General features: G+C 29.3%; 22 protein-coding genes and 1 tRNA gene. 11 read left to right on the top strand and 12 right to left on the bottom strand.

The genetic code is table 11. The features are described 5' to 3' along the window. Positions 1 to 4: 4 nt before the first annotated feature. Genes tolR through ACIJYH_RS01060 form a run of 8 tightly spaced genes read right to left on the bottom strand, consistent with a single transcriptional unit; the run spans position 5 to position 4,483 of the window. Complete coding sequence (gene tolR, locus ACIJYH_RS01095) at positions 5 to 421, bottom strand: protein TolR (RefSeq protein WP_435088615.1); 417 nt, start codon at positions 419 to 421, stop codon at positions 5 to 7. Continuing rightward, on the bottom strand, positions 422 to 1,096 hold the full coding sequence (gene tolQ, locus ACIJYH_RS01090; protein WP_435163332.1) for a protein TolQ: 675 nt from the start codon (positions 1,094 to 1,096) through the stop codon (positions 422 to 424). Between the two features lie 52 nt (positions 1,097 to 1,148). Further along, positions 1,149 to 1,640 (bottom strand): crossover junction endodeoxyribonuclease, encoded by a 492-nt coding sequence (locus tag ACIJYH_RS01085; RefSeq protein WP_435163330.1) that lies wholly within the window; start codon positions 1,638 to 1,640, stop codon positions 1,149 to 1,151. Then, positions 1,640 to 2,365: a YebC/PmpR family DNA-binding transcriptional regulator gene (locus ACIJYH_RS01080; protein ID WP_435163329.1), complete on the bottom strand. Its 726-nt coding sequence runs from the start codon at positions 2,363 to 2,365 to the stop codon at positions 1,640 to 1,642. Before ACIJYH_RS01080 ends, ACIJYH_RS01085 begins: the two co-directional genes overlap by 1 nt. A gap of 8 nt (positions 2,366 to 2,373) precedes the next feature. Further along, positions 2,374 to 3,177, bottom strand: coding sequence for a TIGR00282 family metallophosphoesterase (locus ACIJYH_RS01075; RefSeq protein ID WP_435163327.1), 804 nt, complete (start codon positions 3,175 to 3,177; stop codon positions 2,374 to 2,376). Beyond that, positions 3,174 to 3,719 carry a 5-formyltetrahydrofolate cyclo-ligase gene (locus ACIJYH_RS01070; RefSeq protein ID WP_435163325.1) on the bottom strand — a complete coding sequence of 182 codons (546 nt, stop codon included), beginning with the start codon at positions 3,717 to 3,719 and terminating at the stop codon, positions 3,174 to 3,176. The genes ACIJYH_RS01075 and ACIJYH_RS01070 overlap by 4 nt, the downstream gene beginning before the upstream one ends. A 6-nt stretch (positions 3,720 to 3,725) precedes the next feature. Beyond that, the gene (gene zapA, locus ACIJYH_RS01065; protein ID WP_435163323.1) at positions 3,726 to 4,172 is read right to left on the bottom strand and encodes a cell division protein ZapA; all 447 of its coding nucleotides are present in this window, start codon (positions 4,170 to 4,172) and stop codon (positions 3,726 to 3,728) included. Next, positions 4,160 to 4,483, bottom strand: coding sequence for a 5-formyltetrahydrofolate cyclo-ligase (locus tag ACIJYH_RS01060; protein ID WP_435088608.1), 324 nt, complete (start codon positions 4,481 to 4,483; stop codon positions 4,160 to 4,162). The genes zapA and ACIJYH_RS01060 overlap by 13 nt, the downstream gene beginning before the upstream one ends. Before the next feature lie 53 nt (positions 4,484 to 4,536). On the opposite strand from ACIJYH_RS01060, the gene tkt reads away from it, so the two are divergent. From tkt to ACIJYH_RS01005, 11 genes are all read left to right on the top strand, one after another. Then, positions 4,537 to 6,501, top strand: a complete 1,965-nt coding sequence (gene tkt / locus ACIJYH_RS01055) for a transketolase (protein ID WP_435163321.1) — start codon at positions 4,537 to 4,539, stop codon at positions 6,499 to 6,501. After that, positions 6,498 to 7,505, top strand: coding sequence for a type I glyceraldehyde-3-phosphate dehydrogenase (gene gap / locus ACIJYH_RS01050; RefSeq protein WP_435163319.1), 1,008 nt, complete (start codon positions 6,498 to 6,500; stop codon positions 7,503 to 7,505). The genes tkt and gap overlap by 4 nt, the downstream gene beginning before the upstream one ends. After that, complete coding sequence (locus ACIJYH_RS01045; protein ID WP_435163317.1) at positions 7,505 to 8,683, top strand: phosphoglycerate kinase; 1,179 nt, start codon at positions 7,505 to 7,507, stop codon at positions 8,681 to 8,683. The genes gap and ACIJYH_RS01045 overlap by 1 nt, the downstream gene beginning before the upstream one ends. 1 nt (position 8,684) lies before the next feature. Continuing rightward, on the top strand, positions 8,685 to 9,695 hold the full coding sequence (locus tag ACIJYH_RS01040; protein ID WP_435163315.1) for a class I fructose-bisphosphate aldolase: 1,011 nt from the start codon (positions 8,685 to 8,687) through the stop codon (positions 9,693 to 9,695). After that, positions 9,682 to 10,296 (top strand): thiamine phosphate synthase, encoded by a 615-nt coding sequence (thiE, locus tag ACIJYH_RS01035; protein ID WP_435163313.1) that lies wholly within the window; start codon positions 9,682 to 9,684, stop codon positions 10,294 to 10,296. Before ACIJYH_RS01040 ends, thiE begins: the two co-directional genes overlap by 14 nt. Next, on the top strand, positions 10,293 to 10,853 hold the full coding sequence (gene efp / locus ACIJYH_RS01030; RefSeq protein ID WP_435163312.1) for an elongation factor P: 561 nt from the start codon (positions 10,293 to 10,295) through the stop codon (positions 10,851 to 10,853). Before thiE ends, efp begins: the two co-directional genes overlap by 4 nt. 5 nt (positions 10,854 to 10,858) lie before the next feature. Continuing rightward, on the top strand, positions 10,859 to 11,599 hold the full coding sequence (locus ACIJYH_RS01025) for an inositol monophosphatase family protein (protein WP_435163310.1): 741 nt from the start codon (positions 10,859 to 10,861) through the stop codon (positions 11,597 to 11,599). 35 nt (positions 11,600 to 11,634) lie between these two features. Continuing rightward, on the top strand, positions 11,635 to 11,865 hold the full coding sequence (gene rpmE, locus ACIJYH_RS01020) for a 50S ribosomal protein L31 (RefSeq protein ID WP_435163309.1): 231 nt from the start codon (positions 11,635 to 11,637) through the stop codon (positions 11,863 to 11,865). Further along, entirely contained in the window at positions 11,866 to 12,453 is a 588-nt protein-coding gene (locus ACIJYH_RS01015; RefSeq protein ID WP_435163307.1) for a cell cycle transcriptional regulator TrcR, read from the top strand. It abuts the gene before it with no gap. A gap of 53 nt (positions 12,454 to 12,506) precedes the next feature. Beyond that, positions 12,507 to 12,701 (top strand): 30S ribosomal protein S21, encoded by a 195-nt coding sequence (gene rpsU / locus ACIJYH_RS01010; RefSeq protein ID WP_008544401.1) that lies wholly within the window; start codon positions 12,507 to 12,509, stop codon positions 12,699 to 12,701. Positions 12,702 to 12,707: 6 nt separating this feature from the next. Continuing rightward, a tRNA-Met gene (locus tag ACIJYH_RS01005) sits at positions 12,708 to 12,784 on the top strand. An 8-nt stretch (positions 12,785 to 12,792) separates the two neighbouring features. Here ACIJYH_RS01005 and ACIJYH_RS01000 read toward each other — a convergent pair. Genes ACIJYH_RS01000 through ACIJYH_RS00985 form a run of 4 tightly spaced genes read right to left on the bottom strand, consistent with a single transcriptional unit; the run spans position 12,793 to position 16,300 of the window. Beyond that, positions 12,793 to 13,491 carry a transaldolase family protein gene (locus ACIJYH_RS01000; RefSeq protein ID WP_435163305.1) on the bottom strand — a complete coding sequence of 233 codons (699 nt, stop codon included), beginning with the start codon at positions 13,489 to 13,491 and terminating at the stop codon, positions 12,793 to 12,795. Positions 13,492 to 13,499: 8 nt separating this feature from the next. Next, complete coding sequence (locus ACIJYH_RS00995; protein WP_435163303.1) at positions 13,500 to 14,897, bottom strand: NAD(P)(+) transhydrogenase (Re/Si-specific) subunit beta; 1,398 nt, start codon at positions 14,895 to 14,897, stop codon at positions 13,500 to 13,502. Beyond that, on the bottom strand, positions 14,897 to 15,205 hold the full coding sequence (locus tag ACIJYH_RS00990; protein ID WP_028036301.1) for a proton-translocating transhydrogenase family protein: 309 nt from the start codon (positions 15,203 to 15,205) through the stop codon (positions 14,897 to 14,899). The genes ACIJYH_RS00995 and ACIJYH_RS00990 overlap by 1 nt, the downstream gene beginning before the upstream one ends. Positions 15,206 to 15,211: 6 nt before the next feature. Next, positions 15,212 to 16,300, bottom strand: coding sequence for an NAD(P) transhydrogenase subunit alpha (locus ACIJYH_RS00985; RefSeq protein WP_435163301.1), 1,089 nt, complete (start codon positions 16,298 to 16,300; stop codon positions 15,212 to 15,214). Positions 16,301 to 16,303: the final 3 nt, after the last annotated feature.

Here is a 16,303-nt window from a genome sequence, read left to right as displayed (position 1 = left end):
AGATCTACCTTTGTTTATATGGCTCAGATATCAGGGCAACCTTAGTAAAACCTGATCCAGATAATAAGCCCATTATCTCTAATACTCTACCATAGTTAATTGTCTTGTCTCCTCTTACATAAATCCTTGTATCAGTTCTGTTTTTTGAAACTGCTAAAACTTTAGCAATAATTTTTTCATATTCTACTTTTGCTTCTTGAATAAAAATTTCACCTTTTGCATTTATTGAAAGTGTTAATGGCTCAGCTTCCTCTGGAAGGGAGTCTGCAGATGTCTCTGGAAGATCTACTTGTACACCTACTGTAAGCAATGGTGCAGTTACCATAAAAATAATTAATAATACTAGCATGACATCTACAAATGGTGTCACATTAATCTCACTAATAGGTCCTTTTGATGAACGATTTAATTTAAATGCCATCTAAATTATTGTTAAAAATCTTTTTGAAAAGTTTTCTAATTTTTGAGAATATTTTTGTAAGTCAGTGTTAAACTTATTATACGCAACAACAGCAGGAATTGCAGCTAATAGTCCTAGGGCAGTAGCAAATAATGCCTCTGCTATTCCTGGAGCTACAATTGCTAAACTAGTGTTTCTAGAAATTGCAATAGATTGGAATGAATTCATTATCCCCCATACTGTTCCAAATAAACCAATAAAAGGTGCGGTCGATCCAACTGTTGCTAGGAATGTAAAACCCTTATCAATTTTAGACATTTGTTTTTCAATCCCAACTTCTAAAAAAGTACTCATTTTTTCACTTAAATTATTTTTGGATTTTTTTTTCAAAAGACTCTCCATTGCTTCCTGAAAAACTACTGCCGTTGGATCATCAACTTTTGTTGGCAAACTATTGTAAAATGTTTCTGCTGATTTTGAGTTCCAAAAATTTTCTTCAAACTCTTCTGAAGATTTATTTATTCTTTTAAATAATCTAAATTTTTCTATGATAACTGCCCATGAATAAATTGAGCAAACTATCAAAATAATAATTACTGATTTAACAACTATATCAGCTCTTGAAAATAGGCTTATTAAAGAAAAATCAGTATTAGTCCCCAATCCTACTGCTTGTGATGCGATATCAGCTTCCATAGTTATTCTTCACACTTAAATGTGTCATGAATTTGTCTTAAATTTTTGACTATTATTTATTTTTGTAAGTTTCATAATAAAAACTTGCTATCAAAATAGCGTCAGCTTTATTAGAGTCTTTTTTTCTTGATAATTGACCTGAAAAATATGGAAAAATTTCAATTGCCTTTGTTCTGCTTGCATCTTTTTCAGAATTAATAAGATTAAAATATTTTTTCCATTTTGCAGGTCTTACAAAATACACAGGTAATTGCATCGCAGAACAAATACCTTTTAAAACTCCAAATGACTGTCCAAAATTAAACATACTAGTTACACCTTGACCTGGCATAGCTGATACCTGCTCTATGACTACTTTAATGTCTTCTTTTTCAAACTTTTTAATTCTATCAGAAATTTCATTAAAAATTTGAGATCCATTTACCTGTTTTTTATTTTTTTTCCCTTCAGCCATTGTTGGCATTTCTACCACATCGATAATTTTACCTTCTTGAAAAAAACAAATTGATCCAGAAATACCTGGATCGATGCCAATTACCAACATTAATTATTACCAAAGTTAACATTTGAAAAAACATTTTGCACATCATCATCATCTTCTAATGTTTCTAAAAAATTAATCACAGTCTCTTCTTTATCTTTCTCAATATTAACACTATTTAAGGGAATCCATTCAATCTCTGTTGAAATAAAATTTGAAATAATTTTTTCTAATTTTTTTTTTACATTATAAATTTCACTCAACTCACATTGAATTTCGTGAAATTCATTATTGGAAATACATTCGTCTGCCCCTGAGTTTATTGCTAATTCAAAAATGTTTTCCTCAGATATTTCTTTTTTATCAATTTTAATGATACCTAATTGATTGAAATTATGAGATGCAGAACCTTGTGTTCCCAAACTACCACCATTTTTTTGAAATATAGTTCTTATGTTTGATGCAGTTCTATTTTTATTGTCTGTTAAAGTCTCTACAATTACTGCAATTTTATCTGGGCCAAATCCCTCATATCTTAAATTTTCAAAATTAGACTCTGCGTTTGCAGAAGATTTATCAATAGCTCTCTCAATATTATCTTTTGGCATATTGGCAGATCTTGCAGCTTGAATTGCAGATCTTAATCTTGGATTCATTGCTGGATCTTTATCACCAAGTTTTGCAGCTACACTTATCTCTTTAGACAATTTTGAGAAAATTTTAGATCTTTGCTTATCTGCTTTTCCCTTTGAGTGTTTAATACTTGCCCACTTTGAATGACCTGACATAATTTATTCTAAGTATTTTTTAACTGACCTCCAAAAATGTAACTTTCAATGTTATTTGCTAATCCATTTTCTATATTACAATCAACAATTACACCACACAAAGTAGCATCACCTATAGCTGGAAAATGTTTAGTTGAATTTTTTTTTAAAAATCTATTCAATGAATTTTCAGTATTCATGCCAATAACAGAATTATAATCTCCACACATTCCAGCATCTGTTTGATATGCTGTGCCACCCTCTAGTATTCTTGCGTCATTAGTCGGAATATGAGTGTGAGTTCCAACAACTAATGTAGCTTTACCATCAAAAAAATGTCCTATTGCATTTTTTTCACTAGTTATTTCACCATGAAAATCAACTATAAGCAAATCATAGTCTTCTTTTAACTTGTGCTGTTTCATAAATTTTTCTGAAACTTCAAAAACGTCGTCACTTTTTTTCATAAAGACATTGCCCATTAGGTTTAACACGCCGATCTTAATATTATTTTTAGTATTATAAATATTAAAGCCTTTACCTGGAGCTGGTTCAAAAAGATTTTTAGGACGTAACAATTTGTGCTCTTTGTCTATAAATTCCATTATTTCTTTTTGGTCCCACACATGATTGCCAGTTGTAATTACATCAACTCCACAATTAAAAAAATCATTACATATTTCTTTGGTTAAACCTACACCTTGAGAAGCTGCATTCTCCCCATTTACAATTACAAAATCTATTTTTTTTGATTTAATTTCATTCATAAGATTGTTCATCAGTTTTGAACAACCTGAAATTCCAACCACATCACCTAAAAATAATATTTTCATCTTAAAATTTCTTTTTCTGTAATTATAAAATCTAATCTTTTATCATGTTGATTTATAGGTATTGATGAAGTTTTTTGGAAAGAAAAAGCTAAACCAATTTTTATTATCTTTTTAATTTTTTCAATTTTTTCAATATAACGATCATAAAAACCACCACCATAGCCTAATCGATTTAAATTACTATCATAAGCAACTAATGGGATTAACAAAACATCTGGATAAAAAACCCTAGATGACAAAGGTTCAGGGATACCAAATTTATTTATCTTTAATAAATCGTTATTTGACCATTTATAAAAATTCATCTGATTATTTTTTGTTATCCTTGGCAATGATGCATTAAAATCTTTTTTTTCTAATAAATCTAAAATTTCTAAATCATCAATTTCATAGTTAGATGGATAATAACCACCAATATTTTTAAGATTTGATATATTTGTTTCTAAATAAGAAATTAACTTACCTGAATTAATTTCAAATTTTTTATCAAATTTTTTTTTTCTGATTTTTAAAATCTTTTTTCTAATTTGGGATTTATTCACAAAAATTTATTGAGAAATATTTTCTAATTTAGTTTTTTCAACAAAATTTGATATTTCATCTGCTGCTTCATCAATTAATTGTTCATATTTTTTATGATTTGCCTCAATTTCGTTTTTAAAATTTGAATGATTGGCATTTAACTTTTTAACCTCTTCCTCCTTTTTATCTCTGTAGTCATAAATAAGTGATTTTAATTCTCTAAATTTATTAGAAAGATCTTTTAATTCATTTTTTTTTTGATCAACCCTTTTTTTAGTTTCATAATACTCATCCATAATTTTAACAGCTGTAATTAAAAGCAATTTATTTTCTCCTAAATTTCCAAGATTGTTTTTTAAATCATTAAACTTTTGATTAATATGGATTAATAATTCTTCAAGATGCTCCTCTTGACCATCCTCACATGACAATAAAAATTCCTTATTGTTAAATTTAATACTTACATTTGCCATTTGTCTATTTCTTCCAACAAAGTATCTGTTTCTTGGTTTAATTCATCAATTTTTTCAGAGAACTCAGTCTGTTTTTTCTCTTCTAATTTTTCATTATTTTGAATTTCTTCAAGTTTTTTTGTTAAATTTGTGTGTTCATCCAATAAAGATTTATACTTATCCTCTAATTGAGATTTTTCAATTTCTAATTGAGTTTTTTGAGAATTTAAATCATCAATATTATTTCTCAAATCAGGATTAGTTAGATCTAAATTTTTTAACTTTGATAAGGCCTCGTTTAATTTTTTTTCTTTTTCGATTATAGAATTCATATATATATGTTTATATTATTAAATAGATTCTTCTAGGTCTAGTCAGGATATTTTTGAATAAACTACATAATGATTTAGCTAATTGCATCAGATTTCTTTCAATTGATGCTGTGCAGAAAGCAAATTCTGGTCACCCTGGTATGCCGATGGGTATGGCAGATGTTGCAACTGTTCTATTTAAAAATTTTTTAAGATTTAATCCTAAAAATCCAAATTGGCTTAATAGAGACAGATTTGTTTTATCTGCAGGTCATGGCTCCATGCTACTTTATTCTCTGTTATACTTGACTGGATATAAAAGTATTTCACTTAGTAGTATAAAAAAATTTAGACAGCTTAATTCAATTTGTGCAGGTCATCCGGAGTATCACTCCAAAACTGGTATTGAGACTACAACTGGTCCTCTTGGTCAGGGAATTGCAAATGCTGTTGGGTTTGCAATTGCTGAGGAAGTTTTAAAAAAGAAACTTGGTAAGGAAATTATAAATCATAAAACTTATGTTCTTGCAGGAGACGGTTGTCTAATGGAAGGAATAAGTCACGAAGCAATGAGTTTGGCAGGACACTTGAAGCTAAAAAATCTAGTAATGCTTTTTGATAATAATTCAATATCGATTGACGGACCAACTAGTTTAGCAGTTTCAGATAACTTTAAAAAAAGATTTGAAAGTTATGGATGGGAATACATTCTTATCAATGGTCATAATGAAAAAGAAATTTTTAAGGCTCTAAAAAAAGTCCAAAATGCAAAAAAACCAACTGTTATTTCATGTAAGACTAGAATTGGTTATGGTTCACCAAATAAATCGGGTAAATCATCGTCTCATGGAAGTCCTCTAGGTTTAGATGAAATTAAATTAGTAAGAAATGCTCTTAATTGGAATTACAAACCTTTTGAAATTCCAAATAAAATTTTAAATGAGTGGAAAAAAATTGGTAAAAAAGGACAAAAACTTGAGAATAATTGGAACAAAATTTATAAAAAGAAAAAAGTAATAGTAAATAATTTACTAAAAAATAATTTTACAAAAATTTTAAAAACAGAAAAACAAAAAACAATTAAAGAACTTAAAAGTTTAGCAACAAGAAAATCCTCAGAACTTACTTTGAATGCATTGACTAGCGTTAGTAATAATTTAATTGGAGGTTCTGCTGATTTGGCAGGATCAAACAATACTAAAACAAAACATCATAAAATAGTAAAACCAGGTGACTTTAATAGTGATTACATTCACTATGGTGTGAGAGAACATGCAATGAGTGGAATAATGAACGGACTTGCCCTTCATAGTAACTTTATTCCTTATGGTGGAACATTTTTAATATTTTCAGATTATTGTAAGCCATCAATAAGATTATCAGCACTAATGGAGCAAAGAGTTATTTATGTTATGACACACGACTCAATTGGTCTTGGTGAGGATGGCCCAACTCATCAACCAATAGAACAATTGTCAGGCTTACGTTCTATTCCAAATCTTAATGTTTTTAGACCTGCAGATAGAATGGAAACTATTGAGTGTTGGGAACATGCGCTAAAAAGCTCAAAAACACCAAGTGTTTTATCTTTGACTAGGCAAAACCTTGATCCAATAAGAATAAAATATTCAAACATCAATAAGTGTTCTTTTGGAGCCTATGAAGTATTACGAACAAATAAAAAGATTGATTTAACAATACTTGCAAGTGGCTCTGAAGTTAATTTGGCGATCGAGACTAGTCATAAATTGGCCAAAGATAAGATATATTCAAAAGTAATATCGATGCCCTGCCAAGATCTTTTTGACTTACAAGCCAATTCATACAAAAAAAAAATTATTAATGAAACAAAAATAAAAATTTCTATAGAAGCGGCATCAACAGATTGCTGGAAAAAGTATGTTGGTGATAATGGTTTAACTTTTGGAATTGATACATTTGGCAAAAGTGCACCATACAAAGAAATTTATAAACATTTTGGTTTAACAGCAGCAAACATTACAAACAAATCAAAAAAACTAGTTAGAAAAAAAATATGACTATAAATGTTGGAATTAATGGAATGGGAAGAATTGGACGGATGGTTATTAGAGCGATCATTGAAAGTCAAAACAAAAATATAAAAATAAAACACATCAATAACAGATCTAATTCTGAAGCAAGTTATGCTCTAATTAAATACGATTCTGTACATGGAAAATTTAATGCAGACCTTGATTGCGATGAAAATCATTTAATTATTAATAAAAATAAGATTACTTTTTCCCAAGAGTCAAAAATTGAAGATATTAATTGGAAGAAACTTGGTGTTGATTATGTTTTTGAGTGTACTGGAAAATTTAATTCAAAAGAAAAACTACTAGCACACATTAATAATGGTGCAAAAAAAGTTATAGTTTCTGCTCCATGTAAAAACGCTGATAAAACTATTGTTTTTGGCGTAAATGAAGGTGAGCTTACTAAAAATGATGAAATAATTTCTGCTGCATCTTGCACTACAAATTGTTTAGCACCTGTAGCAAACGCACTTCATCAAAATTTTGAAATTGAAAAAGGTTTTATGACGACGATTCATGCTTTTACGAGCGACCAAAGAATTTTGGACAATTCTCATAAAGATCCAAGAAGAGCAAGATCAGCAAGCCAATCGATTGTTCCAACATCTACAGGAGCTTCAAAAGCTATCGGAGAAATAATCCCTTCATTGAAAGGTAAGCTGGAAGGTGTCGCTATGAGAGTTCCAACTCCCAACGTATCTCTTATTGAATTAGTTTTTTGTACTAAAAAAGAGATAAGCAAAGAAAAAATTAATGATGCTTTTACAGAAGTAACAAAAAATCAATCTAGAAAAGTGCTAGAAATAACTTCAGAAAAACTAGTATCTATTGATTTTAATCATAATTCATCATCAGCAATTGTAGACGCATCTCTTACTAGTGTTGTTGGTAAAAATATGGGAAAAATTTCAGCCTGGTATGACAATGAATGGGGATTTTCAAATAGAATGTGTGACATAGCAGAATATGTCCACAAAATCACTTGATGAAAAGTATAAAAGAGGAAACAAATCTTAATGATAAAAAGATATTATTAAGATTAGATTTAAATGTTCCTTTAGATGGTGGCAGAATCACTGATACAACAAGAATTGATAAAATTTTACCTACTTTAAAATTCTTAATCTCCCAAAATGCAAAAATAATAATTATTTCTCATATAGGAAGACCAAAAGGGAAAGTTGTAAACGAACTTTCACTTAGACCAATATGTAAAGATTTAGAGATAAAGTTAAGTCAAAATATAAAACTCATTTCAAAAGATGTAAACGAGATAGCCTCTAAAGATTTATTTCATAGTGATAATGAAAAAATAGTTATGTTAGAAAATATAAGATTTTGTCCTGAAGAAGAAAAAAATAACCAACAATTTGCAAAACATCTCTCAACTTTAGCTGACATTTATGTTAATGATGCCTTTTCCTGTTCTCATAGAGCGCATGCATCAATTCATGGGATAACTAATTTCTTACCTTCTTATTCTGGATTACAACTTAATTTGGAAGTTGATGCTTTAAAAAAAATTACTTCTGAAATTAAAAAACCTATAACCTGCATAATTGGAGGCTCAAAAATCTCAACTAAAATTAATATAATTAAAAATTTAATACCTAAATTTGATAATATTATAATTGTAGGTGGAATGGCTAATAATATTATTAAATATATGGGTAACAATATTGGAAAATCCTTACAAGAAGAAAACTCTGATCAAATTATTAAAGAAATTTTTTCACTTTCAGAAACAGAGGATTGTAAAATAGTATATCCAGAAGACGTTATGGTAGGAAAGGATTTAAATGGAAACTCTCAGATAAAAGAATTAAATGAAATTTTATCAGATGAAATGATTTTAGATATTGGTCCAAAAACTATTAATAGTATTAATAATATTATTGATGAAAGTAGTACTATTTTATGGAATGGCCCTGCGGGATATTTTGAAAACCCAAACTTTGCTAATGGTAGTATTAAAATTGCTAAAAAAATTATTGAAAATAACAAGTCTAATAAAATTTATTCAGTTGCAGGAGGTGGAGATACAGTTTCATTATTAAATGGTTTAAATTCGATAAACGATTTTAATTTTGTTTCAACTGCTGGTGGAGCCTTCTTAGAATATCTTGAAGGACAAGAACTTCCTGGTATAAAAGCTTTAAACTAAAATGTCAGAACTTAATAAAATCGCTCTAAAAATTCTTTCAAACGATAAAGGCATACTAGCTGCAGATGAAAGTAACGGAACTATGACTAAAAGATTAGAGTCCGTAAACATTCAATCAACACCAGAAAACAGACTTCTTTTCAGAGAAACACTTTTTACAGCAAACAGCATGAAAAACTGCATTGGTGGTGTTATTTTATATGATGAAACAATCAATCAAATATCAAATGAAGGAAAAACAATCCCCTCTATTATCTCAGACACAGGAGCTGTTCCAGGAATTAAAGTAGACACTGGTGCAAAAGTTTTGGCAAATTCATTAGATGAAAAAGTTACCGAGGGTTTAGATGGTCTAAGAGAAAGATTAAAAAAATATTATGAACTTGGAGCAAGATTTACAAAGTGGAGAGGTGTTTATAATATTGAAGAAAAAAGACCCAGTAAACTTGCAATTATCTCGAATGCACATGCTCTGGCAAGATATTCAGCTTTAGTCCAAGAGAGTGGAATGGTTCCAATTGTTGAACCAGAAGTCTTAATGGATGGTGAACACTCAGCAGAAGACTGTTTAACAAAAACATCTGAAGTAATTCAAAAATGTTTTGAAGAACTTATTGTTCACAAAATTGATCTAACAGGAATAATTTTAAAACCAAATATGATTCTGGCAGGAAATAAATCAAAAAATAAAATCTCGAATGAAGAAGTTTCTTTTAAAACACTTGAATGCCTTAAAAAATCTGTTCCAAATGAAGTACCTGGAATTGCTTTTTTATCAGGAGGTCAATCTGAAATAGAGGCAACAGAAAACTTAAACCTAATCAATAAAAATAATGATACTAATTTTATAATGACTTACTCTTATGGAAGAGCTCTACAACAAAGTGCGCTAAAATTTTGGTCAAAAGATATTAAAGATATCAAAGGAACTCAAAATATTTTTAATCATAGAGCAAAAATGAATACTTTAGCAGCCCAAGGTAAATGGTCTAGCGAACTTGAGAATAAGTAAAAAAAAATTTATTTATCTTATTTCCCCAAACAAAGTGTACCCTCACTTTTATCAGGATTTAAAAAAAGTATTAAAAACTGGCAAGGTAAGTCTATTTCAATTGAGGCTTAAAAAATATTCATTCAAACAAAAAATTATAATTGGGAAAAAAATCAATCAAATTTGTAAAAAGAATGGGGTAAAATTTTTAGTAAATGATGACCCCATACTTTCAAAAAAACTTAATGCTGATGGTTGTCATTTAGGGCAAAAAGATATGAGTTTAAGTGAGGCAAGAAAAATAGTTGGAAATAAAATTATAGGAATTACTTGTCATAACTCTATTAAATTAGCTAAAGTAGCTATCAAAGAAAAGGCTAGTTATATTGCCTTTGGTGCTTTTTTTTCCACTACAACGAAAAAAGTGGAGTTTAAGGCTTCAACAAAGATTTTAAATAAAGTAAAAAAGTTAACCAAAACCCCTGTAGTTGCTATTGGAGGAATAAATTTTAATAATTATAAAAAACTGTTATTGAACAATGCTAATTTATTAGCTATCTCAGGTTACGTTTGGAATAATAAAAAATATAAACCTTTAGAAACTATAGAAAAACTTAAATGAAAATTAATGCAGGAGAAATAAGAGTAGGAATGCTTTTAGAATATAAAAATGATTTATGGCAAGTCCTAAAGACTCAACATGTGAAACCAGGTAAAGGTGGAGCATTTGCTCAAGTAGAAATGAAAAGTGTAGGTAAAAACACAAAATTAAATGAGAGATTTAGATCTAGTGAAACTGTTGAAAAAGCATCACTAGAAGAGACAATATTTAATTATTTGTATGATGATGAAAATAATTATTTTTTTATGGATCCTAAAACATTTGAACAAATTGAATTAAAAAAAAATATTATCGGAGAAAAAGGAAAGTTAATGACTGAAAATCTTGAGGTCTCAGTAAGTTTTTATAATGACAGTCCAATTTCAGTTGAATTGCCAAATCAAGTAAAATGTAAAATTGAAACAACAGATGTAGCTCTTAAAGGTCAAACAGTTTCGTCATCGTATAAACCTGCTACACTAGATAATGGTTTAAATATTCAAGTTCCGCCTTTTATAGACTCTGGTGATGAAGTTATCGTTGATACTAGAACACTTGAATATATAAAAAAGATATAATTTAAATGATTTCTATATCAGCAAATCTCAACATAATGATCAAAGCTGCAGAAAAAGCATCTAAGTCTGTTATAAGAGATTTTGGTGAGGTTGAAAAATTACAGGTATCTAAAAAAGGACCTTATGATTTTGTTACAAAAACTGACAAACATGTAGAAAAAATTTTAATTGAAGAATTATCAAAAATAAAAAAAAACTATTCTTTCATAACAGAAGAAACTGGAATAATTAAAAACAATGACAAAGATAATATTTGGATTATCGATCCAATAGATGGAACAACAAACTTCTTACATGGAATACCCCACTTTGCCATCTGCATAGCTCTTAAATACAAGCAAGAAATTATAAGTGGTTTAATCTTTGACCCAATTAAAGATGAAATGTTTTTTGCTGAAAAAGATAAGGGAGCTTTTTTAAATAATCAAAGACTGAGGGTTTCAAAAAAAAACTCAATTGATGATTGTCTATTCTCAAGTAATCATGAGGGTGTTAAATTTAGCAATTTAAACATGAGGTATAGCGGATGTGCTGCATTAGATTTAGCTTACGTTGCATCTGGCAGACTTGATGGTTTTTTTCATAATAAAATTAACCTTTGGGATATCGCAGCTGGAGAGATATTGGTAAGAGAAGCAGGAGGAATAGTAAACGATATTCATAAATTTGATGTAAATAAGATTGATATTAAGGCTTCAAGTGCTGCAATTAATGATAAAATGTTGGAAAATTTAGCTAACTTTTAATTGTGTTATAATATTCTTTTGCTATAAGTCTCCGTATGAAAAAAGACATACACCCAAACTACCATACAATTAAAGTTGAAATGACTGATGGAGCTCAATTTGAAACAAAATCTACTTGGGGTGCTGAAGGTGATTTACTTAAATTAGAAATTGATCCAAAATCTCATTCTGCATGGACAGGTGGCAAACAAAAGTTAATGGATAAAGGTAGAATAAGTAAATTTAATAAAAAATTTCAAAACTTTAAATCAGATAAAAAAAATTAGATGTCAAACGCACCTTTGATGCCAATGGCTACAGCTGTCTGGTTGGTTGAAAATACAACACTTACTTTTAAACAAATTGCAAATTTTTGTAATTTGCATGAAGTTGAGATTCAAGGAATTGCTGATGGTGAGGTTGCAAAAGGAATCAAAGCTTATAATCCTATAATTTCAGGGCAACTTTCTAGGGAAGAAATTGAATTATCATCAAATGATGAGAACAGACCTCTACTTATCAAGAGTACTGATATTGAAATTTCTAATAGTGAAAAAAAAATTAAAAAATATGTACCTTTATCTAAAAGACAAGATAAACCAGATTCTGCGCTATGGTTAATCAGACAGCATAATATGCTAAAAGATTCCCAAATTGCAAAGCTAGTTGGAATAACAAAAAATTCAGTTACTTCGATAAGAAATAAAAGCTATTGGAACTATAATAACTTAAATCCAAAAGACCCGGTTGCTTTAAACCTATTCAGTCAAAAAGATCTGGTAGATGCACTAGAAAAAGCTGAGAGAAGAATAAAAAGGGAAAAAAAAGAAAAGGAAAAAGCAAAACAAGCAAAAGAAATTTCAAACATTGAATAAATTTAATAGACATCAAAATTTTATAGTGATAATTACACGCATTAAAAATATTTATGAAAATAGAAGTTAAAGATAATAACATTGAACAAGCGCTTAGGGTTCTTAAAAGAAAACTACAACGCGATGGTTTTTTTAAAGTAATAAAATTAAAAAATACTTACGAAAAACCTTCTGAGAAGAAAAAAAGAATTCTACAGGAAAATATTAAGAGAGTTAAAAAGTTAAATAAACTTAAAAATAGAATTTAAGTATACCGCGGGGTGGAGCAGTCTGGTAGCTCGTCAGGCTCATAACCTGAAGGTCGGCGGTTCAAATCCGTCCCCCGCAACCAATTCCAGACTATATTTTAAAATTAGATTTTTTACTATCTACTAGAAATGCTTTAACTGTTTCTTTTGTAAGTTGATCAAATGATTTTCCAAAGTTTTCTATCTTTTCAATAATGACTGGCGGAATAGTTATAATATGACAACCTAATTGCTTTGCTTGCAGATAATTATAAGGCTCCCGAACACTAGCCCACAGTATCTTAACATTCTTAAATCTTTTAGCTAATTTAATACTCTTAACAAATTCTGGCACAGGATCTTTACCTGTATCTCCTGCTCTTCCAGCAAAAATAGAAATAATTACTTTTGTTTTTTTATTAATTAGTTTTAAAATTTTTTCAGTTTGTTTGGCACTATAAACAGCTGTTATGTTAAGTTTCACATTCTGATTATTCAACTCTTTAATAATTCGACCCATAAATTTTCCTTTAGAGTTAACAACTGGCACTTTTACATATACATTTTTTCCCCAAGTATTAATTTTCATTGCTTGAATTTTCATTGACTCATATTCATCAGCAAACACTTCAAGGGATACTGGTTTGTTATTGCAAATTTTAAGAATTTTTTTTGAATAAGATTTATAGTCTTTTGCTCCAGCTTTTCTCATTAAACTTGGATTGGTTGTAAATCCTTTAACAATTTTTTTTTTATTAAATCTTTTTATTTGATCTAATTCGGCAATGTCACAAAATATTCTAGTACTCAAATTTATACCTATAGATTTTTAGTGATATCTTCTGTCATTTTTTTTGCATCTGCAAACAACATTAGGGTATTTTCTTTGTAAAATAGATCATTATCTATGCCTGCGTAGCCAGGAGACAAACTTCTTTTAACAAATAACACTGATTTACATTTTTCAACATCAAGAACTGGCATACCATAAATTGGGCTTTGTGGGTCTGTTTTTGCAACTGGGTTTGTTACGTCATTAGCACCTATAACAAAAGCTACATCTGCGTTTGCAAAGTCATTATTAATCTCTTCAAGTTCAAATACTTCATCATATGGCACATTTGCTTCAGCCAACAAAACATTCATATGACCTGGCATACGTCCTGCAACTGGGTGAATTGCATAAGAAACTTTAATGTCATTTTTTTTTAAAGTATCAACCATCTCTCTTAAAGCATGTTGTGCTTGAGCAACAGCCATACCATATCCTGGTACAATAATTACTGATGAAGCATTTTTCATAAGAAAGGCAGCATCATCTGCATTTCCACTTTTAACCGGTCTTTGTTCTTTATTTTGAGATGTTGACGATTGTTCTTTTGCACCAAATCCACCTAAAATTACATTAAAGAAAGATCTATTCATTCCTTTACACATTATATAAGATAATATTGCCCCAGATGATCCTACCAATGCACCTGTAATTATTAATGCAGTATTTTCTAAGGTAAAACCAATTCCAGCAGCGGCCCAACCGGAGTAGGAATTTAACATTGAAATAACTACGGGCATATCTGCACCACCAATTGGTATTATCAATAAAAATCCAATTAAAAAAGATACAGCTAGCAAGATCCAAAACAAATTAGAAGATTGAGTTGAACAAAGAAAATAAGTAATAAAAATTATTGAAATTAAGATCAAAGCATTCAGTAGATGTTGGCCTTTAAAAGTTATAGGTGAACCTGACATTATCCCTTGAAGTTTTAAAAAAGCAATAATTGAACCTGAAAAAGTTATAGCACCGACTGCTGCACCAATTGACATTTCAATTAAACTTCCAAGTTTAATATTTCCAGGAGAACCTAAATTAAAAGCTTCTGGATTTAAAAAAGCAGCAATTGCAACAAATACTGCTGCAAGTCCAACCAAACTGTGAAAGCCAGCAACTAATTCTGGCATTGCAGTCATTGGAATTTTATATGCAATAATTGCTCCAACTAATCCACCTATCAAAAGAAAAATTAAAACAACCACAAATCCATTTGAAAAATTATCGATTGATAAGAAGGTAACTGTAATTGCAATAATCATTCCTAAAACTCCAAAGAAATTTCCTTGTCTAGACGTTTCTGGTGAAGAAAGTCCTCTTAAAGCTAAAATAAATAATACTCCTGAAACTAAATAAAATATTGCTGATAAATTTGCTGATAACATTATTTATCCTTTTTCTTTTTTTTATACATTGCAAGCATTCTTTGAGTTACTAGAAAGCCCCCAAAAATATTAATTGCTGCTAATGATATTGCTAAAAACCCAAAGATGCTTGATGTGTTAAATATAGTATCAGAATTTCCAGCTAAACCTGCAATAATTGCGCCTACAATTATGACTGATGAAATTGCATTAGTAACAGACATTAAAGGTGTGTGTAATGATGGAGTTACACTCCAAACTACATAATATCCTATAAAAATTGAAAGGATAAAAATACTTAATCTGAATATAAAAGGATCTATTTCCATAGTTTTTTATTTTATTAAAGTTTTCTCAATTATTTCATCTTCTAAATTAATATTCATTTTTTTATTTTCTTTATCGTATAAATTTGAAACAAAATTGAATACATTTTTTGCATATAAATTTGATGCAGAGGTTGGGAGTTTATTTAAAATATTGGTTTCCCCCATTATTTTAACTCCATTTTTATCTACAACTTTATCAACTTCAGTATGAGCTGTGTTTCCACCTTGGATAGCTGCTAAATCATAAATTATTGAGCCAGCCTTCATGTTATTAATCATTTTTTCTTTAATAATCAAAGGTGCTTTTTTTCCTGGAATTAAAGCTGTACAAATTACAATATCAATTTTTTTTAATGTTTCTGACAACAGCTCTTCTTGTTTTTTTTTAAAATCATCTGATGCTTCTTTAGCATATCCTCCTTCAGTCTCTAAATTTTCTGCATCCTCAATTGTTAAAAATTTTCCACCTAAACTTTCAACTTGTTCTTTTGAGGCCATCCTGACATCTGTTGCAAATACTATTGCACCCATTCGTTTTGCTGTTGCAATTGATTGTAATCCTGCAACCCCTGCACCAACAACTAATACTTTTGCTGCAGGAATTGTTCCTGCTGCAGTCATCATCATTGGAATTGCTTTTTCAAATTTAGCAAACGACTCTACTACTGCTTTATAGCCCGCAAGATTTGCTTGTGAGGATAATATATCCATTGATTGCGCTCTTGTTATTCTTGGTAGCAAATCTAGTGAAAAAGTATTAATATTTTTTTCAACTAAACTATTAATTTTATCTTTATTATCATATGGGCTTAACACCCCTATGAATGTTTGATTTTCTTTTAATAAAGAAATTTTGTCATTATTTAAGAAGCCTAATTGAACAATAACATCAGCATTTTTTATAATTTCATTTTCATCTTTTAAAATAGAAACTCCAAATGCTTTATACTCTTCATCCTTAAACCCTAAATGATTTGCATAATTTTCGGGCAAAGAAACCTCAATACCAAGAGAGATATATTTTTTTGCAATCTCAGGAGTAATTGCTATTCTTTTTTCAATATTTTGGTTTTCTGAGATAGAAGCAATTTTCATACA

It is taken from the genome of Candidatus Pelagibacter bacterium nBUS_25 (assembly GCF_051200975.1).
Lineage (GTDB): Bacteria > Pseudomonadota > Alphaproteobacteria > Pelagibacterales > Pelagibacteraceae > Pelagibacter.
Note: the sequence above shows the minus strand (reverse complement) of the source record. Positions and strands in the feature narration are given on the sequence as shown.